13 protein-coding genes are annotated in these 17,843 nt (G+C 27.5%); 1 reads left to right on the forward strand and 12 read right to left on the reverse strand.

The genetic code is table 11. The features are described from left to right. Positions 1-50: 50 nt before the first annotated feature. The 5 genes from ACY1IQ_RS05910 to mnmH all read right to left on the reverse strand — a co-directional run bounded on the left by ACY1IQ_RS05910 (position 51) and on the right by mnmH (position 8,048). Positions 51-560 carry a hypothetical protein gene (locus ACY1IQ_RS05910; RefSeq protein WP_461613093.1) on the reverse strand — a complete coding sequence of 170 codons (510 nt, stop codon included), beginning with the start codon at positions 558-560 and terminating at the stop codon, positions 51-53. Positions 561-786: 226 nt separating this feature from the next. Beyond that, positions 787-2,004 carry a M16 family metallopeptidase gene (locus tag ACY1IQ_RS05915; protein WP_461613094.1) on the reverse strand — a complete coding sequence of 406 codons (1,218 nt, stop codon included), beginning with the start codon at positions 2,002-2,004 and terminating at the stop codon, positions 787-789. A 5-nt stretch (positions 2,005-2,009) separates the two neighbouring features. Then, positions 2,010-4,931 (reverse strand): DNA topoisomerase IV subunit A, encoded by a 2,922-nt coding sequence (locus ACY1IQ_RS05920; protein WP_461613095.1) that lies wholly within the window; start codon positions 4,929-4,931, stop codon positions 2,010-2,012. Between the two features lie 13 nt (positions 4,932-4,944). Continuing rightward, the gene (locus ACY1IQ_RS05925; RefSeq protein ID WP_461613096.1) at positions 4,945-6,900 is read right to left on the reverse strand and encodes a DNA gyrase/topoisomerase IV subunit B; all 1,956 of its coding nucleotides are present in this window, start codon (positions 6,898-6,900) and stop codon (positions 4,945-4,947) included. A gap of 110 nt (positions 6,901-7,010) precedes the next feature. Then, positions 7,011-8,048, reverse strand: coding sequence for a tRNA 2-selenouridine(34) synthase MnmH (gene mnmH / locus ACY1IQ_RS05930; RefSeq protein WP_461613097.1), 1,038 nt, complete (start codon positions 8,046-8,048; stop codon positions 7,011-7,013). Between the two features lie 571 nt (positions 8,049-8,619). Here mnmH and ACY1IQ_RS05935 point away from each other — a divergent pair. Beyond that, positions 8,620-10,431: a MutS-related protein gene (locus ACY1IQ_RS05935; protein ID WP_461613098.1), complete on the forward strand. Its 1,812-nt coding sequence runs from the start codon at positions 8,620-8,622 to the stop codon at positions 10,429-10,431. Positions 10,432-10,565: 134 nt separating this feature from the next. Here the strand turns inward: ACY1IQ_RS05935 and ACY1IQ_RS05940 are convergent, their stop codons facing one another. From ACY1IQ_RS05940 to ACY1IQ_RS05970, 7 genes are all read right to left on the reverse strand, one after another. Continuing rightward, positions 10,566-11,933: a vWA domain-containing protein gene (locus tag ACY1IQ_RS05940; RefSeq protein ID WP_461613099.1), complete on the reverse strand. Its 1,368-nt coding sequence runs from the start codon at positions 11,931-11,933 to the stop codon at positions 10,566-10,568. An 11-nt stretch (positions 11,934-11,944) separates the two neighbouring features. Next, positions 11,945-13,069 carry an AAA family ATPase gene (locus ACY1IQ_RS05945; RefSeq protein WP_461613100.1) on the reverse strand — a complete coding sequence of 375 codons (1,125 nt, stop codon included), beginning with the start codon at positions 13,067-13,069 and terminating at the stop codon, positions 11,945-11,947. A gap of 10 nt (positions 13,070-13,079) precedes the next feature. After that, complete coding sequence (locus tag ACY1IQ_RS05950; RefSeq protein WP_461613101.1) at positions 13,080-13,889, reverse strand: hypothetical protein; 810 nt, start codon at positions 13,887-13,889, stop codon at positions 13,080-13,082. 191 nt (positions 13,890-14,080) lie between these two features. Next, positions 14,081-14,587 (reverse strand): signal peptidase I, encoded by a 507-nt coding sequence (gene lepB, locus ACY1IQ_RS05955; RefSeq protein WP_461613102.1) that lies wholly within the window; start codon positions 14,585-14,587, stop codon positions 14,081-14,083. A 26-nt stretch (positions 14,588-14,613) separates the two neighbouring features. After that, positions 14,614-15,702: a M23 family metallopeptidase gene (locus ACY1IQ_RS05960; protein WP_461613103.1), complete on the reverse strand. Its 1,089-nt coding sequence runs from the start codon at positions 15,700-15,702 to the stop codon at positions 14,614-14,616. Between the two features lie 177 nt (positions 15,703-15,879). After that, positions 15,880-16,854, reverse strand: a complete 975-nt coding sequence (locus ACY1IQ_RS05965) for a 2-hydroxyacid dehydrogenase (protein ID WP_461613104.1) — start codon at positions 16,852-16,854, stop codon at positions 15,880-15,882. A gap of 89 nt (positions 16,855-16,943) precedes the next feature. After that, entirely contained in the window at positions 16,944-17,660 is a 717-nt protein-coding gene (locus tag ACY1IQ_RS05970; protein WP_461613105.1) for a metallophosphoesterase family protein, read from the reverse strand. Positions 17,661-17,843: the final 183 nt, after the last annotated feature.

The raw sequence follows: 17,843 nt of genomic DNA on the forward strand, positions 1-17,843 counted from the left end.
AAAAAATACTTATCTATGTATTAAATTTTTAATCAATATTTTTATATAATTTACTTAATCTCAATATCTAAACCATATACTACATTACCTTTAGTATATTCAGCGCTTATCATTATAACGTATTTACCTTTTTCTTTTGGAAGCATTACTTTATTGTCTTTTAAATCTACCTCTATACCTTTAGCTCCACCTATAATGTCTATATCTTTTATAACTATTGCGTTATAAGACTTAGGTTCTTCACTAAATTCTAAAGCCATCTTGCTACCTTTTTTAACTTTTTTAAACACTGTTGGCTCTTGATTTAATTCTTCTTTATGAGCAGGAGTAGTAATTTGCTTATCTCCAACATAATACATGTAGTCTCCTAACTGAACATCCATTTCTTTATTGTCTATAAATACTTTTAGTTTAGGTAATTCATTAACTAATGGATCTACTTCTACTTTACTTTCCATTTTATTTTCCATTTTATTTTCTTCAATGCCGGAATCTCTAGAACATCCAAATAACCCAAAACTTAGGATTATAGACAGCATAACATATAATACCTTTCTCATCTCAATCCCCCAAATATAGATTTTATTTATACGTTAAATTTATCATATATTACCATATAAATCAAACAACTAACTGTCTTTTAAAGGCTTCTAAAATAAGGGATGTTGTGAAACACATAGGCTCCCTATACAAAATAAAAAACCATGCATAAACAGGAAAACAAATTCCCTTATATACATGGTTTTATTCATCAAAATTTACAAATATCTGTTTTGCAACAGCACCTTATTTTGATTTTATTATTTGAATAGTCGGGTTCTTAAGGACTTTATTCGCAACTTTAAGAATTTCATCCTCAGTTATATCTTCTATATCATACTCATTGAATAAAATATTGTAATCCTCATACATAATATCAAAAATACATATATTAAAGGATAATGATATAGATTTTTCTAGTCCTAAAATTCTTTTTAATTTTAAAGATTTTATTATGCCTTTAATTTTTTCATCTGTAAAATATCCATCTAAGACTTTAGCTTTTTCAATTTCATTATCTATAATTTCAATTGAAGTGTCTATATTTTCTTTTGAGGTACCAAGGGTTATAGTGTATAATTTAATACCATTTTCATTTTTTAATTTAGAGCTTATATCATAAACTAACCCTCTTTTAGTCCTTATTTCATCATATAAAATACTACTAGTCCCTTCGCCAAAAAAAGAATTAAATATTCTAAGTAAAGTTATTTCTCTCTGATTTAAATTGTGTATTGGAAAAATATATTGTATTTTACAAGAGTTTATATCACTTTTTTCTTCAATAAATGTTCCATATATATTTTCCTCATAAACTATTTCATTATTTTCATAATATTTTTCTTGCCACTGAGAAAAATATTTATCTATTATTTTATAAACATCTTCAAAACACAATGAAGATACTACCGAAATAGTACAATTATTAGGTATATAATATTTATCATAAAAGCCTTTTACATCATTTATGGTAAAAGACTTTATTATATCTTCATTCCCTATAATAAGATCTTTTATTCTCCTATGAGTAAATCCATTAAATAATACCCTATCTTCACAAAATTGAGATGTATCATCACCCCATTCCTTTAATTCTTCACAAATCACCGATATTTCATCTTTAAAATGCTCTTCCTCAAAAGTAGGATTCAATAGTATATCACTATAGACTTCTAAGCCCTTTTCAAAGTCTTCTGAAAGGCCAGTACCATAATAAACTACATAAGGATAATTTGTCATAGCATTATGAAATCCAAAAATTTTATCGCATTGATTATTAATTTCTGCTTCACTTCTATTTTTAGTTCCTTTAAAAACCATATGTTCAACCACATGTGCTAATCCAAGTTCATTACTCTCTTCTACCATTGCACCTGCATTGAATCCTATTGTAAAAGAAGTTATAGTGTTTTCACTATGAGTATAGATAAACTTTAATTTATTTTTTAAAAATATCTTTTTCATAAAGCTTACTCTCTTTCAACACTCTCTATTTTATCATCACTTAAAAATAGCATTATATTCTTTCCACGACCTGCTCTATTTTGTGTGCTTATATCACTTATCGTAATTGTTTTTGTTTCTCCTTTTAAAGTATTTAAAATTAAATTTGTTTTTAATTTATCTACGCATAAATACTTCTCTTTTTCATGTAGTTCTCTACCTAGTTCTTCATAAATTATATCTCCAAAGATAACACTATCATCATCTTTTAAGCTAATAGCAGTAACTCCACTAGCATTTTTACCCATAGTATTTATAGTAGAGATATTAAATTTAATACACATAGCCTTTTCAGTAACAATTAGTGCCGAATTATCACTATTCTCTAAGGATACAGAAATTACTCTATCATCCTCAGTTTTTAATTTATATCCAGTAGTTATGATATAATCTCCCTCAAATTCGCTACATAAGGTTCTTTTAATTAATCCTTTTTTAGTGATAAAGTAAAAGCTTTTTTCATCTTCATATTTATTTAAAGAAATTATACTAATAATCTTATCCTCTTTATCATAATCTTGAAGCAGTTCAACTAAACTTATTCCTTTCTTATCTATGTTCTGAAGAATATACCCTTTTAGCTTATATACCTTCCCTCTCTCTGTAAATAAAAGAATTTCCTCATTACTATTAGTTAAGGTTATAAGTTTATCATTAGACTTTCTATTACTTGTTCTTATAAATCCCTTAGAGTTTATACTTAAGAAAAACTCTCTAAATTCATATTCATCAGTATACTCTATGGATATAACTTCATCGCCATTAGGTAAATTAAAAAGTTGCTTTCCTAGTAGACTTCTATCACTTTCTTCAATAATCGGTTCTTCTACATTAAAGCACAAATCATTTTTTGTATTAACTTTAATAAAGCACTCTTCTCTATCTTTATTAACTACCTTTACATCTACAAGCTTTTCATCTTCTCTTAATCTTAATGCAGAAAGCTTTGTATAATTAGTATTAAATTTAGAAAGCTCAGTTTTCTTTAACATACCACTAGAAGTAAATAATAATAAATTTCTTGGATCTTCAAAATTCTCTATAGAAAAAGCTGCTACAATAGCTTCTTTAGATAAATCTAAGCTTTTTATTAAACTTTCTATTTTTTCTCCTCGTTCTTTCCATTTAAATTCTGGAATAGAAATTCCCTTTAATTGATACATATTTCCTTGAGAAGTAAAGATAATTAAAGTATCTTTTGTATTACTTTGAAGTAAAAATCTATTATAATCCCCTTCTCGATGATCTATATCTTCTACATCCTGAGAAGTTCTATTAAATGACTTTAGTGGTGTTCTCTTTATAAAGCCTTCATTAGAAACAGTTATAACTATATCCTCTTCTATTATTAATTCTTCTAATTCTATTTTAGCTTCATTGTCATTTTCAATAATTTCTGTTCTTCTTTTATCAACATATTTATCTTTTATCTCTAAAAGCTCTTTTTTTATAACTTTTATAAGTTCTTTTTCATTATCTAAAATTTTTCTTAGTTTTCTCATAAGAACTTCAAGTTCTTTATATTCCTTTTCAAAAGTTTTTATTTCAAGCCCAGTCAATCTATATAGCATCATTTCTAATATAGCTTCTGCCTGAAGTTCAGTAAATGCAAAATTAGCTATTAAATTTATAGCAGCATCCTTTTTAGACTTAGATGCTCTTATAGTTTTTATAATTTCATCCATAATATCATTAGCTTTTATAAAACCTTCAACTATATGAAATCTTTTTTCCGCAATTTCAAGTTCTTTTTTTGTTCTTCTAGTTACTACATCCTTTTGATGCTCAACGTAATGATGTATTAGTTCTTTTAATCCTAAGGTTTCTGGTTTTCCATTTGCCAATGCTACCATATTGAAGGAAAGATTAGATTGAAGTTCTGTTTTCTTAAATAAGTATTTCAAAACTTTATTTACACTTTCCTTAGTAGCACTTTTCTTAAATTCTATAACAGCTCGTATTCCTTCTCTATCAGATTCATCTCTAATATCAGAAACTCCTTCTAATGCTTTAGAATGTTTCTTATCTCCAGTCATATCGGATATGGACTGAAGTAATTTTGCTTTGTTCTTTCTATATGGAAACTCTGTTATTACAATCCCTAATCGGCCATTTTCTAAGGTCTCAATATGAGTCTTTGCCCTTAGAGTTACTTTTCCTTCTCCTGTTTCATAAGCAGCTAAAATAGCATTTTTTCCTATTAATGTTCCACCTGTAGGTAAATCTGGACCTTGAATGTATGACATTAATTCTTTTGTAGTTATGTCATTATTATCTGCATAAGCTAATGAAGCATCAATTACCTCACCCAAGTTATGAGGTGGTATATTGGTAGCAAGACCTACTGCTATACCAAAGGCTCCATTTACTAAAAGATTTGGGTATCTTGCCGGTAATACAGATGGTTCTTTCTCTGTATCAGAATAATTGTCCACCATATCTACTACATTTTTATCTATATCTTTTAAAAGTTCCGTAGAAATGTTTGAAAGTCTAGCTTCTGTATAACGCATAGCAGCAGCGCTATCTCCATCAATACTTCCCCAGTTTCCATGACCGTCAATAAGCGGCATTCTTGTAGAAAAATCTTGAGCTAAAATTACCATTGCATCATATACAGATGTATCACCATGTGGATGATACTTACCTAATATATCCCCTACTATTCTTGCAGATTTATAATAAGGCTTATCTGGAAAAGCTTTAAGCATATATGCTCCATAGAGTATTCTCCTATGAACAGGCTTTAGACCATCTCTTACATCTGGTAGAGCTCTATCTTTTGAAACTTCTACTGCATAAGGAAGATAGTTGTCAGGCATCGCCTCATGTAATGGTGTATTAATAATATTATTATCTATTGGAATTTGATTATTTTTCTTCGCCATGATTTAACACCTCCTAAAATTCTGCGTATTTATACATATAATTTTTCCTTGGTTCCACTATATCTCCCATTAAAAGTGAAATCATTTTTTCAGCTTTTGATGCATCTTCAATAGTTACTCGTTGAAGAGTTCTAGTTTCTGGATTTAAGGTAGTTTGCCATAATTGTTCAGCATTCATTTCTCCAAGACCTTTATATCGTTGAATTAATGCACCTTTTCCAATTTCCTTTTTTACCTTTTCTAACTCTTCATCACTATAAGCATATTTAGAAATCTCACCATTTTTACTATTTTTATAAACTTTATATAATGGAGGAAGTGCTATATATAAATGTCCATTTTGAATTAAGGGTCTCATATACCTATAAATATAAGTCATCCATAGTGTACGTATATGATATCCATCTACGTCAGCATCACTCAAAATAATTATTTTATCATATTTTAAATCTTCTTCTTTATAATTATCTAAAACTCCTGTTCCAACAGCTGTATTAAAAATTTTAAGCTCTTCACTAGCTAATACATTTTCTAACTTTTGCTTTTCTGTATTCATTATTTTACCTTTTGAAGGCATAATTGATTGAAACCTTCTGTCTCTAGCTTGTTTAGCACTACCACCAGCTGAGTCTCCCTCAACTACTATAAACTCTGTGAACTGCGAATTTTTAAGAGTACATACTGCTATCTTTCCTGCTAATGGTGATGTACCATTTCCTATTTTCTTTTTTTCAGCTTCATTTATCTTTTTAATCTTTTCTCTACGTTGTGCAGCAGAAATAGCATTATTTATAATAATAGTAGCTGTTTCTTTATTATCTTCTATCCATTCACCAATCTTTTGATAACATAGCTCATTCATCATAGAATAAGCCTCTGCATTTCCTAACTTTGTTTTAGTTTGACCTTCAAATATAGGATTACTGACCTTTATTTTTACAATTGCTGTCATGCCTTCTCTTAAGTCATCACCTTCAAACTCTTTATCTTTTTCTTTAATTAAGTTAAGTTTTTTACTCCACTCTTTAAAGGCTCTAGTCATTCCAGTCTTAAAACCAGTTTCATGAGTTCCTGCTTCTGTTGTAGGAATATTATTTACATAACTAGCTATATGCTCTGTAGTAGAATCCGTAAATTGGATACAAACTTCACCATCCAAATTAACTCCATTAACTTCTCTTTCGCCACTAAATAAAATAGGGTCCTTATGAAGTATTGTTTTACTCTCATTTAAATAATCTATAAAGTCTAATAATCCTCTTTCAGAATGGTAAGTTTTTTCTACAGGTTCACTTTTTCTATTGTCTTTTAAAATTAAAGTTATTCCTTTATTTTGAAAAGCTAATTCCTGAAGTCTTTCATCAATAAGATCAAATTTATAATCTATATTTCCAAAAATTTCACTATCAGCCATAAAGGTTATTTTAGTTCCTGTTTCTTTAGTCTTACCTACAACTTCAAGCTTAGTAACTGGAGTACCAGGCATTTTCTTTTTAAGCTCTTTATCATAAGCATATTCAAAACGCTGACGAAAAATTTGTCCCTTTTGTTTAACTTCAACCTCAAGCCAAGATGAAAGCGCATTTACTACTGCTGCACCAACACCATGAAGTCCCCCTGAAGTTTTATAGTTAGAATTATTAAACTTTCCTCCTGTATGAAGTTCTGTATATACCATCTCTACACCAGACTTCTTTTTTATAGGATGTATTCCTGTAGGAATTCCCCTACCATTATCTATAATAGTTACACTTTTATCACTATTTAAAATCAATTCTGCACTATCTCCATAACCATTAGCAATTTCGTCTATGGCATTATCAAAGATTTCCCAAATACAATGATGAAGTCCTTTTGTTCCTGTTGATCCAATATACATCCCTGGCCTAACTCTAACAGGTTCTAGTTTTTCTAAAGAAGTTAAATCTGTAACTTCATAACTGTTAATATCTTTATTTTCTAAAATCATTCTTACCTCCATACTAAGTTTGTTTTTGGTTACAAATGTTATTTTATAACTTTACTTATTTATAGTAAAGATAAAAAAGCAAAAAACAGAAACAAATGTTCTGCTTTTTGCTAATTCACATCATTTTTATAGTTATCAATAAAGTCTTCTAATTGCTTTGCAGAAGCTTCTATACTTTCTACGATTATTTTTAAATCATATTTATATTGATTAGAACTATGCATATAAAGCGGATCATAATATCTTACCATAAGTTCCTTTACTACGTCTATATAATCATTATTTCTTACTCTTTCACAATATTGTTCCAAATTAGCCACACTAATATGCTTTCTAATCTTCATTATAGCATCACAAAGTTCTTCATTACAATTTTTTCCTTTAGTATATTCATTGATGATTAAATTGCTTCTAAAATCTAAATCTGCATCAATAAAAACATGTATGCCTTCTTTCATTTTATTATGGATATATTCTGGTATTAAAACTCTTCCTATTCTTCTACTCTCAGCTTCAATAAAAACATAATTACTCCTTCTATTTTTAAGTTCTTCATAAATTAAAGATTCAAAGTACTTTTGAGAACGAGTTTCTCCTAATCCAACGGAGCCCAAGATAGACCCTCTATGATTAGCAAATCCTTCTAAGTCTAATACATCACGATCATTTTCCATAAGCTTTTTAAGAATTTCAGTTTTACCTACCCCTGTATTTCCATGAAGTACTACATAAGTAACCCCTTCATTTAATTTTGGAAGTTCTTCATTTATTACCGCTCTATATCCCTTATATCCATCTTTAATTCTTTCAACTTTTACACCTAAAGCACCAAGTAATTCTGCTATAGAGGCACTCCTCATACCTCCTCTTGCACAAAACATAACAACTTTCTTATATTTCTTCTCTAAATCTATTATTTCTTCATAAATTTTAGGTAGCTTTTTAGATACTAAATCTACTCCTAATCTCTTAGCTTTTTCTGTACTTTCTCTAGTATAGATAGTGCCTATTAAAGCTCTTTCCTCATCATTAAACAATGAAATATTTACTGCTCCAGGTATTGTTGCTTCCTTGTATTCCCCTGGACTTCTCACATCAACTAAAACATACTCTCCTCGAAGTTCTTTATAATCAATTGTCCTAACCATTTTTCATCCACCTTTATTTTAATCCATAACTTATACAATCAATAATTAATTACTGAAAATATATAATTATGATTGCTTCTTCTCTTATACGAAGTTTAAGTTCAGCTTATTATAACTGAATTTCTATTTAGCTTTAAATCACTAATTTTCAGCTATGAATTATTAAAATCTTCTACAGTGTTATATTTTAATATTTATTTGCACTAAGTGTCAACTTTATAAACTTTTCTACTTATATTTTTAAAAAATAACTTAGTTCCTTATTATAGGCTTCCCACTTAATTATTGATTTATTAAATGCTAGAAAGTATTCAATTCACAATGCAAAATTCGCAATTGTGAACATTTCTCAGCACAGACTGAGAAATTTTAAATTAATTAGTTGTAGCGGCGAACAGTGTTCGCCACAGAATAACTAGCAATTGCATTGCTAGCTAAAAATCCATTAAAGAAATTAGTTTGATTAAAACTAATTTTAATCACAATTGTGTATTGTGAATTTTGAAACGTGTATTGATTAAAGTTGTATATTTAAAAAATAATGGTAATATATAGATACAGGAGGTGTGTGATGAAAAACCTTGTAAAAAAATATGAAAGAAGAGTATCAGCCTTTGAACATCTTGAAAAATGCCAAGATAAATTAATGAATTTCATTAGTAAATTAAGACTTATTTTGGTTATAATATCACTTTTAGTATTTTTTCTTTTATACAAAAAAGGAATTTATTCCTTGTCTTCCTTAACTTTTATTGCTTTTTTAATAGCATTTTTTCTTTTAGGAAATATACATAAAAATCTTGAAATGAAAAAAACTCTTATAATGACTATTAAAAATCTAAATAAAAAATCTATTGATAGAGTTGCAGGTAAATGGAAAAGTTTCTCTGATACTGGAGAAGATTTAATGATAAAAAATCATAACTATGCTATGGATTTAGATATTCTAGGTAAAGGCTCGCTTTTTCAAATGATAAACTGCTGTAATAGCTTTTTAGGAAGGCATAAATTAAAAGCAGTTCTTTGTGGAGAAACAAATTTTTCTATTGAGGAAATATATGAAAGGCAAGTTGCTATAGAAGAAATTGCCTCTAATTTAAGCTTTATGCAAAGGTTCATTAGTGAAGGCGAAAAAATTAAAGATGAGTTTAAAGATCCTTCTGAACTTATAACTTGGGGAAGTTTCTATAATAAAATTTATTTAAAGCCTATAGTTGCCATAGCTATTAAAATTTTTCCTTTAATAACAATAATATTTTTAATATTGCCTTTGTTTATCCCTAGTTTATCTTTTAACATAGGAAAGATCTTAATAGGATTTCAAATTATTCTTTTAATAGTAGATGTAAAAAATAGAGAAGTTCTTCTAAGCGAAATTTTTAAATATAAAGAAGATATCTATGCCTATGGCTCAATGATAGAGCACTTTGAAAACAAACATTTTAAAAGCAGTTATCTAAAAAAACTTCAACAAGACTTAAAGGGTAATAAAAATAAAAAAGTAAATTATCAAATAAAAGAACTTTCTAAAATAATTTCTCTTATTCAAGATAGAAAAAACTTTTTATATTTTCCATTAAACATATTATTTTTAATGGATTATAGGGCTATATTAGGCCTTGAAAATTGGAAAAAATCTTATGGAAAAAACATTCAAAAATATGTAGAAGTTGTTGGGGAAATTGAAGCTCTTTGTAGCTTAGCGCTAATAAATCATGATAATCCTAATTACAGCTTTCCATCTTTTGAAAAAAATAATCTTATGCTAGAAACTAAAGAAGCTCATCATCCCCTATTAGGAGAAAAAGCAGTATCAAACAGTTTCTCTTTAAACAATATTAATTCTATAGCATTAATTACTGGTTCTAATATGTCTGGAAAAAGTACCTTACTTAGGACTATAGGACTTAATATGGTGCTTTCATATAGTGGAACTAAAGTAGCTGCTTCTAGCTTTAAATGTAGCAAAATGAAAATTTACACCTGCATGAGAATTGTTGATAATCTTGAAGAAAGTATTTCTTCTTTTTATGCAGAAATTCTTAGAGTGAAGTCTTTAATTGAAGCTTCAAAGGATAATGTTCCTATATTCTTTTTATTAGATGAAATATTTAAAGGTACCAACTCTACAGATAGACATATAGGTGCTAAGGTTTTAATAAATCAATTAAGCAAAAAAAATACTTTAGGAATGGTATCCACTCATGATCTAGAGCTCTGTGATCTTGCTACAGAAAACTCTAAAATTAAAAATTATAATTTTAGAGAATACTATGTTGATAACAGTATTCATTTTGACTATAAATTGAGAGAAGGTGTAAGTAAAACTAAAAACGCATTATATCTGCTTAAAATGGCAGGGATTGAAATTCATTCACTATAGTCAACAGATAAAAAATTTAAGATTATTATATAGCTTTAAAAATTAAATGCTAGAGCTTCTCTCTTAGGGAAAGCTCTAGCATTTATAAACTATAATTAAATCTACCTTTTAGTAACAGTAATAAATTAATTGAATTATTCCTCAACTGGTTGTTGACTATTCATAGACCAGCCATCATTTCTTACATCATACATATCTATATTATCTACAACTTCAATTCTTTTTAATTTTTTCACTACACCAAAAGGCTTTGCTAGTGATAGCTTATCTCCTCTTCCACTGATAATCCAAAGAATTTTATATCCTTTAGGCGTAACTTTAAGTCTCTCTTCACCTTCACCATCAGTAAAATATATAAGTATATTACTTTTATTTTTATTAACAAAATCAAAAACTGGAGAAAATTTTGTACCACCTTTTGTATCAACTTTTTTCTTTAAGTCTATAATAGATTTCACAGTATAAACTCTTCTTATCTCACTATCACATTCAACTATTGTTATTTTATGATTATAATTTTTTACAATAGAAAAAATCTCTATAAATGCCTGTTCGATTTCTTCATCACTAATACTTCCACTTATGTCAATTGCTATGGTAATCTTAGCGATTTGTTTGGATAAGACTCCTCTTAAATCATATCTTTCTGGTTGCCTTCTATTCCTTCTAGTTATAGTTTTTTTATATCCACTAGGTATGTTTCCCATAAGTCTTTTTAAATATATATTCCAAGGAATTTCTGCAGTTTTTCCATTTAAATCTTTAATCATAGTATCTATAAATACAGGTAAATGACCTTTCCATGCTTTATCAACATGTTTTTTAGTAAGTTCTTTTAAAAGTTTTTCATCTATTTTCTCTGAAAATTCCCATATATCATGAGTTGTTTCTGGATTATATTCGTCAGCAATTTCATCATTTGCCTTAGTGTCATCTTCCTCAGAATCGCTATCTTCATCTAAAAGATCCAATACTTTTTGTATTTTATCCGTATAATATTCCATAGTACTAAAAGGTTCTAGTTTAACTCCATACTTTAAATTAACCCAATCTATAGTAATAGAATATGGTGGTAGATTATCTATATATTGATTAACTGCTAAATCCATGGCTATATTTAAGGCTAATGTACTATATTTTTTCTTTAAATCTTTTGCCCTATTTAAATGTAACGATAAAATATGATGAATTTCATGCTTAATTTGACCTTGCATCTGTTCTAAGCTACATTGAATAAAAAGTAACGGATTAAAATGTATAGTAAAATTTGAAATGCTTGCTGTTATTCCAGTAGGTGTAGCTATTTCTAAATTAATATTTCTTTTCATATGAAGAAGAAAATGTCCATAAAAATTATCTCTATCTTCCATCAGTGAAAAGTTTACCATATCTATAATTTGAAAAAATTTTTTATTAAAACTTTCTTTTAAATCATCTTTTTTCTTTAATTCACTTATTTCCTCATAGAGTTGTTTTCTTAAATTCTCAAATTTATTATCCATAAAAACACCTCCTAGTTTTTCACCTCACTATAAGCTTTAAAATATCCTTCAACAAAATCATCATTACATAAGAACTTAGAATATAAGTTCTTATGATTTTCTTTTATTTCTTGCATTATCCCTACCTTTAAGTCTACAGGATATAGTTGAAGAAAATCCGAAAATATTTTTATCTCCCTTTCCTTATTAGCTTTATTTTCTAGATAAAATAACACATTCTTTGAGGTTAAATAAAGTCTAGAATGACTTTCATTTTTCACTTTATCTTTTAATTCCTGTGAAAAACTCTCCTTTTCAAATATTTCTTCATAGCTTATTAAAGGTTCATTGCTACTTTCAATAAAACTAATAAATTCTTGTGCAATTTTAGTACCTACATTTCCATTTAAAACATTAAAAAATATCCTTGATGGTATGTTTTCTTCATTATTTTTATAGTAATTATAACTCTTTGAAACTCTCTCCCAACTTCTAGGTGTAGCCTTAACGGTTTCTTCTAAAGTTGAAGTATGTAAATACTCTGGAAAAGTTGAAATAAATTCTACTACTTTATTATTTAAATTATTTTCAATTGCCCATTGAAGCCAGCTTTTAACATCACTCTCCATCTCTAACCATACAAATCTATTTTCTTGTGCAGGATCCATATCTACTACTTGATAGTCAGTATCCTCGAAACTATTATATTTATTTGAAGGATTCATAGCTGCTAATATACTAACATTGTCAGGTAAACTGTAACCATTTATCTCTCTATTTAGTATTAAGTTCATCAATTCTTGTTGTACTGTATGTTCACATCGATTGATTTCATCTATAAATAATAGTACTTCTCTACCGTTAATTGTAGCATTATCAATTTCTTGAAGTTTTGTGTGAATAGCATACACTGTTCTTCTCTTTTTGACTTCCGACCCTTCTTTATTAAATTCTATATAATCCTCTACTGTAGGCAGACCACCTATTTCCCCCTCCTTTAAAAGATTTCCATCTATAACAATTAAATGATAACTATTCCTCTCAGCAAGACTTTTGGCAAGAGCAGTCTTCCCTATGCCGCTTTCTCCAATAATTAAAGGTACCGAATTAGTTTTAATAACCAGTTCAGCACTTAATAGTGTATCTACAAAATTCATAGTTTCCTCCTTAATAACTTAGCCTCTGATCTACTACAATTCTTTTTGATTTTTTACTTCCATATTTGTATATAAAAAGAACTTTATCCATAGATATATTATTATTATTTTTTTCTATACTACTGCAATTTAAGAAATCTATTACATATTTTTCATCTATATTTTCATCATTAAATTTATCTATAAATACTTTTTCTACCTTTTCAATAGGAATACTATCCTTAAAATACTTCATTACAAGTACATTTTCCTTTAAAAATAATAGTTTTTTCTCTTCATCTATATTTTCTATAAAATTTAAGGCTGCTTCATTTTGTTTAATCGCTGTAAGTTCAACTTCTGTAGAAGGATTGTCAATAAATCTTAAAGCATTATAATTAAAAGTTACTGCTGCAAGTTTTACTTTTTCAGTTGGATTTTTTATATATTTTATAGAATCAAAATCCTTTTCTACAGCCATAAGTTGCAATTCTTCACTTGGATCTTTTATATATTGTATCGCCCATCCTTTTTGTTCTATACCTAACTTAATTAAATCCTCACTAGGATTTTTTATAAATTTTAAAGTATTCCAAGCTTCTTTAACTACATATATACACATTTCTTCACTAGGATTATCAATAAATTCTATTGACCATATATTGCTTCTTAATGCTATCTTTTTCATCTCTTCTGTAGGATTTTTTAAATATTTTATTACCGTTCCATTTTTTCTAAGTGCTGTAAACTTCATTTCTTGTGTAGGAATTGAAATATTCCTTATTAAGATCGGATCTCTTTCAAGCATAGCAATAATTTGTTCTTCTGTAATTTTTCTCACCCCTTAGCTAATAAAATTTTGTAATAATAATTATTAAATAATTTTCTCTATTGATTATATAAAAAAATATATAAAAGAAAAAGAGCCTACAATAAAATTGTAGACTTAATTAATATTTATTCAATGCATAACTTTAGAAATTTCTGATTTAATTATAAACTTTGTATTATAAAAAGTAATTTATACTAATACTACATAATTTTAATTCTATTAAAAGGATAAATTATAATTCTTGCTTTTCCTTTAATATCTTTTTTATGAATATATGGATTATCCCATTTTCGGCTATCGAAAGATCTTGCTCTGTTATCTCCTAGAAAAAAGAAATGATCTTTAGGAACTAAGTATTCTCCTCCTACTTCTTCATTGTTTAAAACATAACTTTCTTCTAATTTTTTATCATTAACAAAAACTTCACCATTATCTTGAATTTTAATTTTATCTCCACCTATACCAATTACTCTTTTTATTAGTAATTGGTTTTCTTCTTCAGAATAAAACACTACAATTTCTCCATTTTTTATTTTATCTTTATTATATACCCTTGTAGCAATAAGTCGATCTCCTGACATTATTGTTGGTTCCATGGAAGCAGAAGGTATTTTACAAATAAAGAATAAAAAACAATTTATACCTAATGCTAAAATAATACCTACAATGGCAGCTAAACTCCATTGTCTTAATTCATCTTTTATCATGCTTTTCTCCTATATAGTATACTAAATTAAAATGTTTTTATTATCATAGAATCTTCGTCAATAGAGTTTATTTCTTCATTTGTTATATCTTTTATATTTGTAAAATTACAAGGTAATCCTCTTGCTGCAAGCTTATTAGGTCCATCCATTAAATGAAAATGAAGATGAGGACAATTTGAATTACCACTATTACCTAATTTACCTAGTACTTCTCCTGCTTTAACTTTTTGACCTTTCTTTACTTGAACACTATTTGGTATCATATGACAGTAAAAGGAGTATTCATTATTTGCATGTTCTATAACAACATAATTTCCTGCAGAACGTGGAACAGGGCCATGAATCTTTTCAAGATTATCATAATGACTTCTTTCTAATTTATTCTTATATCCTAGTGAATACTCTGGAAAATCATTATAAGCTTCTATTACCGTTCCATCCCCAATAGCCACTATTTCTTTTCCATAATGGACATATTCTTCATTTTCCATTCCCTCTTTACTTATAAGCATAAAATCCTCATTAAGTTGACCTAAATCAAAAGCAAACTCTGAATTATAACACCATCTATGGCTATCAATAGAAGAATAGATATCTGTAGCTATCCAAGTTCCCTTTACAGGAAAAACATAAGGATTTTTTACCTCATAAGCTTTAAGTGAAAGACTATGGGTATGGTTTATATTTTCATTATTTATATTATAATTTATAACTATTTCCACTTTTTCAATTTCATCATGGGTAATTAAATTAAAATATTCCGCCATAATTACAAACTGCTTATTTGGCGATATTGTTAGGTTTGCACTTAAGCTATTATTATTCCAAAATTTTTCTAATCCTAAACATTCATAAATTATATTTTCTCTATAAATATTTAATTCTTCAATACTATTCTCTGCCCTCTTTTCAAGTGTGTTCCCCCTATAACTTATTTCTTTTAATGCTTCTCTCTTGTTATTAAATAAAATAAAAGAAATTGAATTTAAAACAATATTTTCATTAAAATCATTTTCTATAGCAATTAATCTTAAATAAAAATCATTTTGAAATTTTCCACCTAAATTCTTGGTTATAGGAATTAAATAATCCTTTGGACTAGTAAATACTTTCATAATTGTTTACCTCCATATTTTACTTACAGTTATATTCTATTAATTTTATTATTTTCCTTTAAGATATATTAACTTTCCAAGTTACTTGTAGTTATATAGTTTTAAATTATTCTATTTTACTCACTATAAGATAAAAATAACCTACATATAGTAAGTTATAAATAAATTAATTTATTTTTAAAGTAACTTTAATTCTTTCACTATATTAGGAACAGGTTCTCCAATTAAAGCAGATACCATATTTTTAGCTGCCAACATTGCCATTTCATTACGAGTTTTTAAAGTAGCTGAGCCTATATGAGGTAATAGTACAACATTATCCATTTTTAGTAAAGGATTATCTTTATCTATAGGTTCTTTATAAAATACGTCTAGTCCTGCACCGCGAATTTTGTTCTTTTCAAGTGCGTCTATCAAAGCGGATTCATTTACAGTTTGGCCTCTTGAAGCATTTATAAATATAGAAGATTGCTTCATAAGGTTAAATTCTCTATAATCTATTAATTTTTTTGTTTCTTCATTAAGTGGAGTCATAATAACAATAAAGTCTGGCTTTATTAAAAGTTCATCAAAGGTACTATATTTTACATCTAGCTTTTCTTCCACTTCTAAGTTTCTATGTCTATTACAATAAATTACCTCCATATCAAAGCCAAACTTACCTCTTTTTGCAATTTTCTCTCCTATTCTTCCCATTCCTATAATTCCTAAAGTTTTATTATAAACATCTACTCCGAAATTTTCTTTATCTATATCTTTATTCCACTTTCCATCTCTTATAAATTTATCAAGTTCTACTACTCTTCTAGAAGTAGAAAGTATAAGTGCAAAAACTAGATCTGCTACAGTATTATCTAATACATATGGTGTATTTGTACCTATTATATTTCTTTTTTTCATTTCTGCTAAGTCAAAATTATCATATCCTACTGTCACATTACTTACCACTTTTAATTTAGGTGCTGCATCTAATAATTCTTTATCAATTTTAGCACCAAATTGAATGAGCCCATCTACATCAGCTATAGATTTTAGTAATAAATCCCTAGGTATTTTTTCATCTGAATTCCAGATTTCATAATCACAATACTTTTCTATATAATTCTCTACTTCCCTTGATACATTTTGAGCTATAAATACTTTCGGTTTCATAATTTCTCCTCCTAAAGATAATTAAGAGCTAATAATTAAAAATTGTATACTATATTAATATACAATTTCAAAGTTTCGCATCTTATTACTTAATTCATTCCATATATAAACTTTAGAATATGTTCCTTATCTGGAACATTATATTTAAAAAAGTCCATAACTACAGCATCTAAATCATAATTTAAAGTTTTAAAACTAACATCCATAACTTTTCCATCAAATTCTAGAATTGCAAAGCTTACAAGACCATCTCTAGAACATCCTATTGAACCAGGATTTATTATTGGTTTACCACTCCAATGTTTAACTAAACTTTGATAATGAGTATGTCCAATTAACACATAATCACAAATATCTCCATAATCTTCTGTGTACTTATCTAAAGTAACTTCTTTGTATAGTAAAGGTAAGTCAGTCATACTATCTATTCTAGAATGTACCATAAGTATCTTCTTACCGCAAATATTAATAACTCTTTCTGTTGGTAAAGTTTTTAATCTACAAATTCTCTCTTCACCTAAAAGCTCAATGTTCCAATTTTGATGCTCGATTTCTCCCTTTGGAAAATTTTCAAAATCTCTATTTATTAATATATGCTCATTATTTCCTAAGATATTTACAAATCTTTTATCATTCATAACAATATCAAAAACTTCTATTGGATTAGGACCTTCTTGAATAAAATCTCCTAAGTTAAGAATATATTGTACATCTTCATTTTGATTCTGTAAATAATCTAAAAAAACATTTAAAGCATGGATATTAGCATGAATATCTGCCACAACAATCACTTTTTCTTTCCCCATAGCTCCCTCTCTTTTGCCCCCTTGTATAAATTAATATATCTAAATATTAAAAATATTCCCAAATATCTGTATATTAATATTATATCATCAAATAATGAGAAAACAACATAACCACATTGAAAAATAACTAGTAAAATTACTAGTTATTTTTGAACATATTTTATAAGATTATCTATTAATAAT

The sequence above is a fragment of the Clostridium sp. Marseille-QA1073 genome, assembly GCF_054863625.1.

Bases quoted from the DNA above. Each gene is read 5' to 3' on its own strand.
- ACY1IQ_RS05910 (WP_461613093.1), bottom strand. From the start codon at position 560: ATGAGAAAGGTATTATATGTTATGCTGTCTATAATCCTAAGTTTTGGG.
- ACY1IQ_RS05915 (WP_461613094.1), bottom strand. From the start codon at position 2,004: ATGAAAAAGATATTTTTAAAAAATAAATTAAAGTTTATCTATACTCAT.
- ACY1IQ_RS05920 (WP_461613095.1), bottom strand. From the start codon at position 4,931: ATGGCGAAGAAAAATAATCAAATTCCAATAGATAATAATATTATTAAT.
- ACY1IQ_RS05925 (WP_461613096.1), bottom strand. From the start codon at position 6,900: ATGATTTTAGAAAATAAAGATATTAACAGTTATGAAGTTACAGATTTA.
- mnmH (WP_461613097.1), bottom strand. From the start codon at position 8,048: ATGGTTAGGACAATTGATTATAAAGAACTTCGAGGAGAGTATGTTTTA.
- ACY1IQ_RS05935 (WP_461613098.1), top strand. From the start codon at position 8,620: ATGAAAAACCTTGTAAAAAAATATGAAAGAAGAGTATCAGCCTTTGAA.
- ACY1IQ_RS05940 (WP_461613099.1), bottom strand. From the start codon at position 11,933: ATGGATAATAAATTTGAGAATTTAAGAAAACAACTCTATGAGGAAATA.
- ACY1IQ_RS05945 (WP_461613100.1), bottom strand. From the start codon at position 13,069: ATGAATTTTGTAGATACACTATTAAGTGCTGAACTGGTTATTAAAACT.
- lepB (WP_461613102.1), bottom strand. From the start codon at position 14,587: ATGATAAAAGATGAATTAAGACAATGGAGTTTAGCTGCCATTGTAGGT.
- ACY1IQ_RS05960 (WP_461613103.1), bottom strand. From the start codon at position 15,702: ATGAAAGTATTTACTAGTCCAAAGGATTATTTAATTCCTATAACCAAG.
- ACY1IQ_RS05965 (WP_461613104.1), bottom strand. From the start codon at position 16,854: ATGAAACCGAAAGTATTTATAGCTCAAAATGTATCAAGGGAAGTAGAG.
- ACY1IQ_RS05970 (WP_461613105.1), bottom strand. From the start codon at position 17,660: ATGGGGAAAGAAAAAGTGATTGTTGTGGCAGATATTCATGCTAATATC.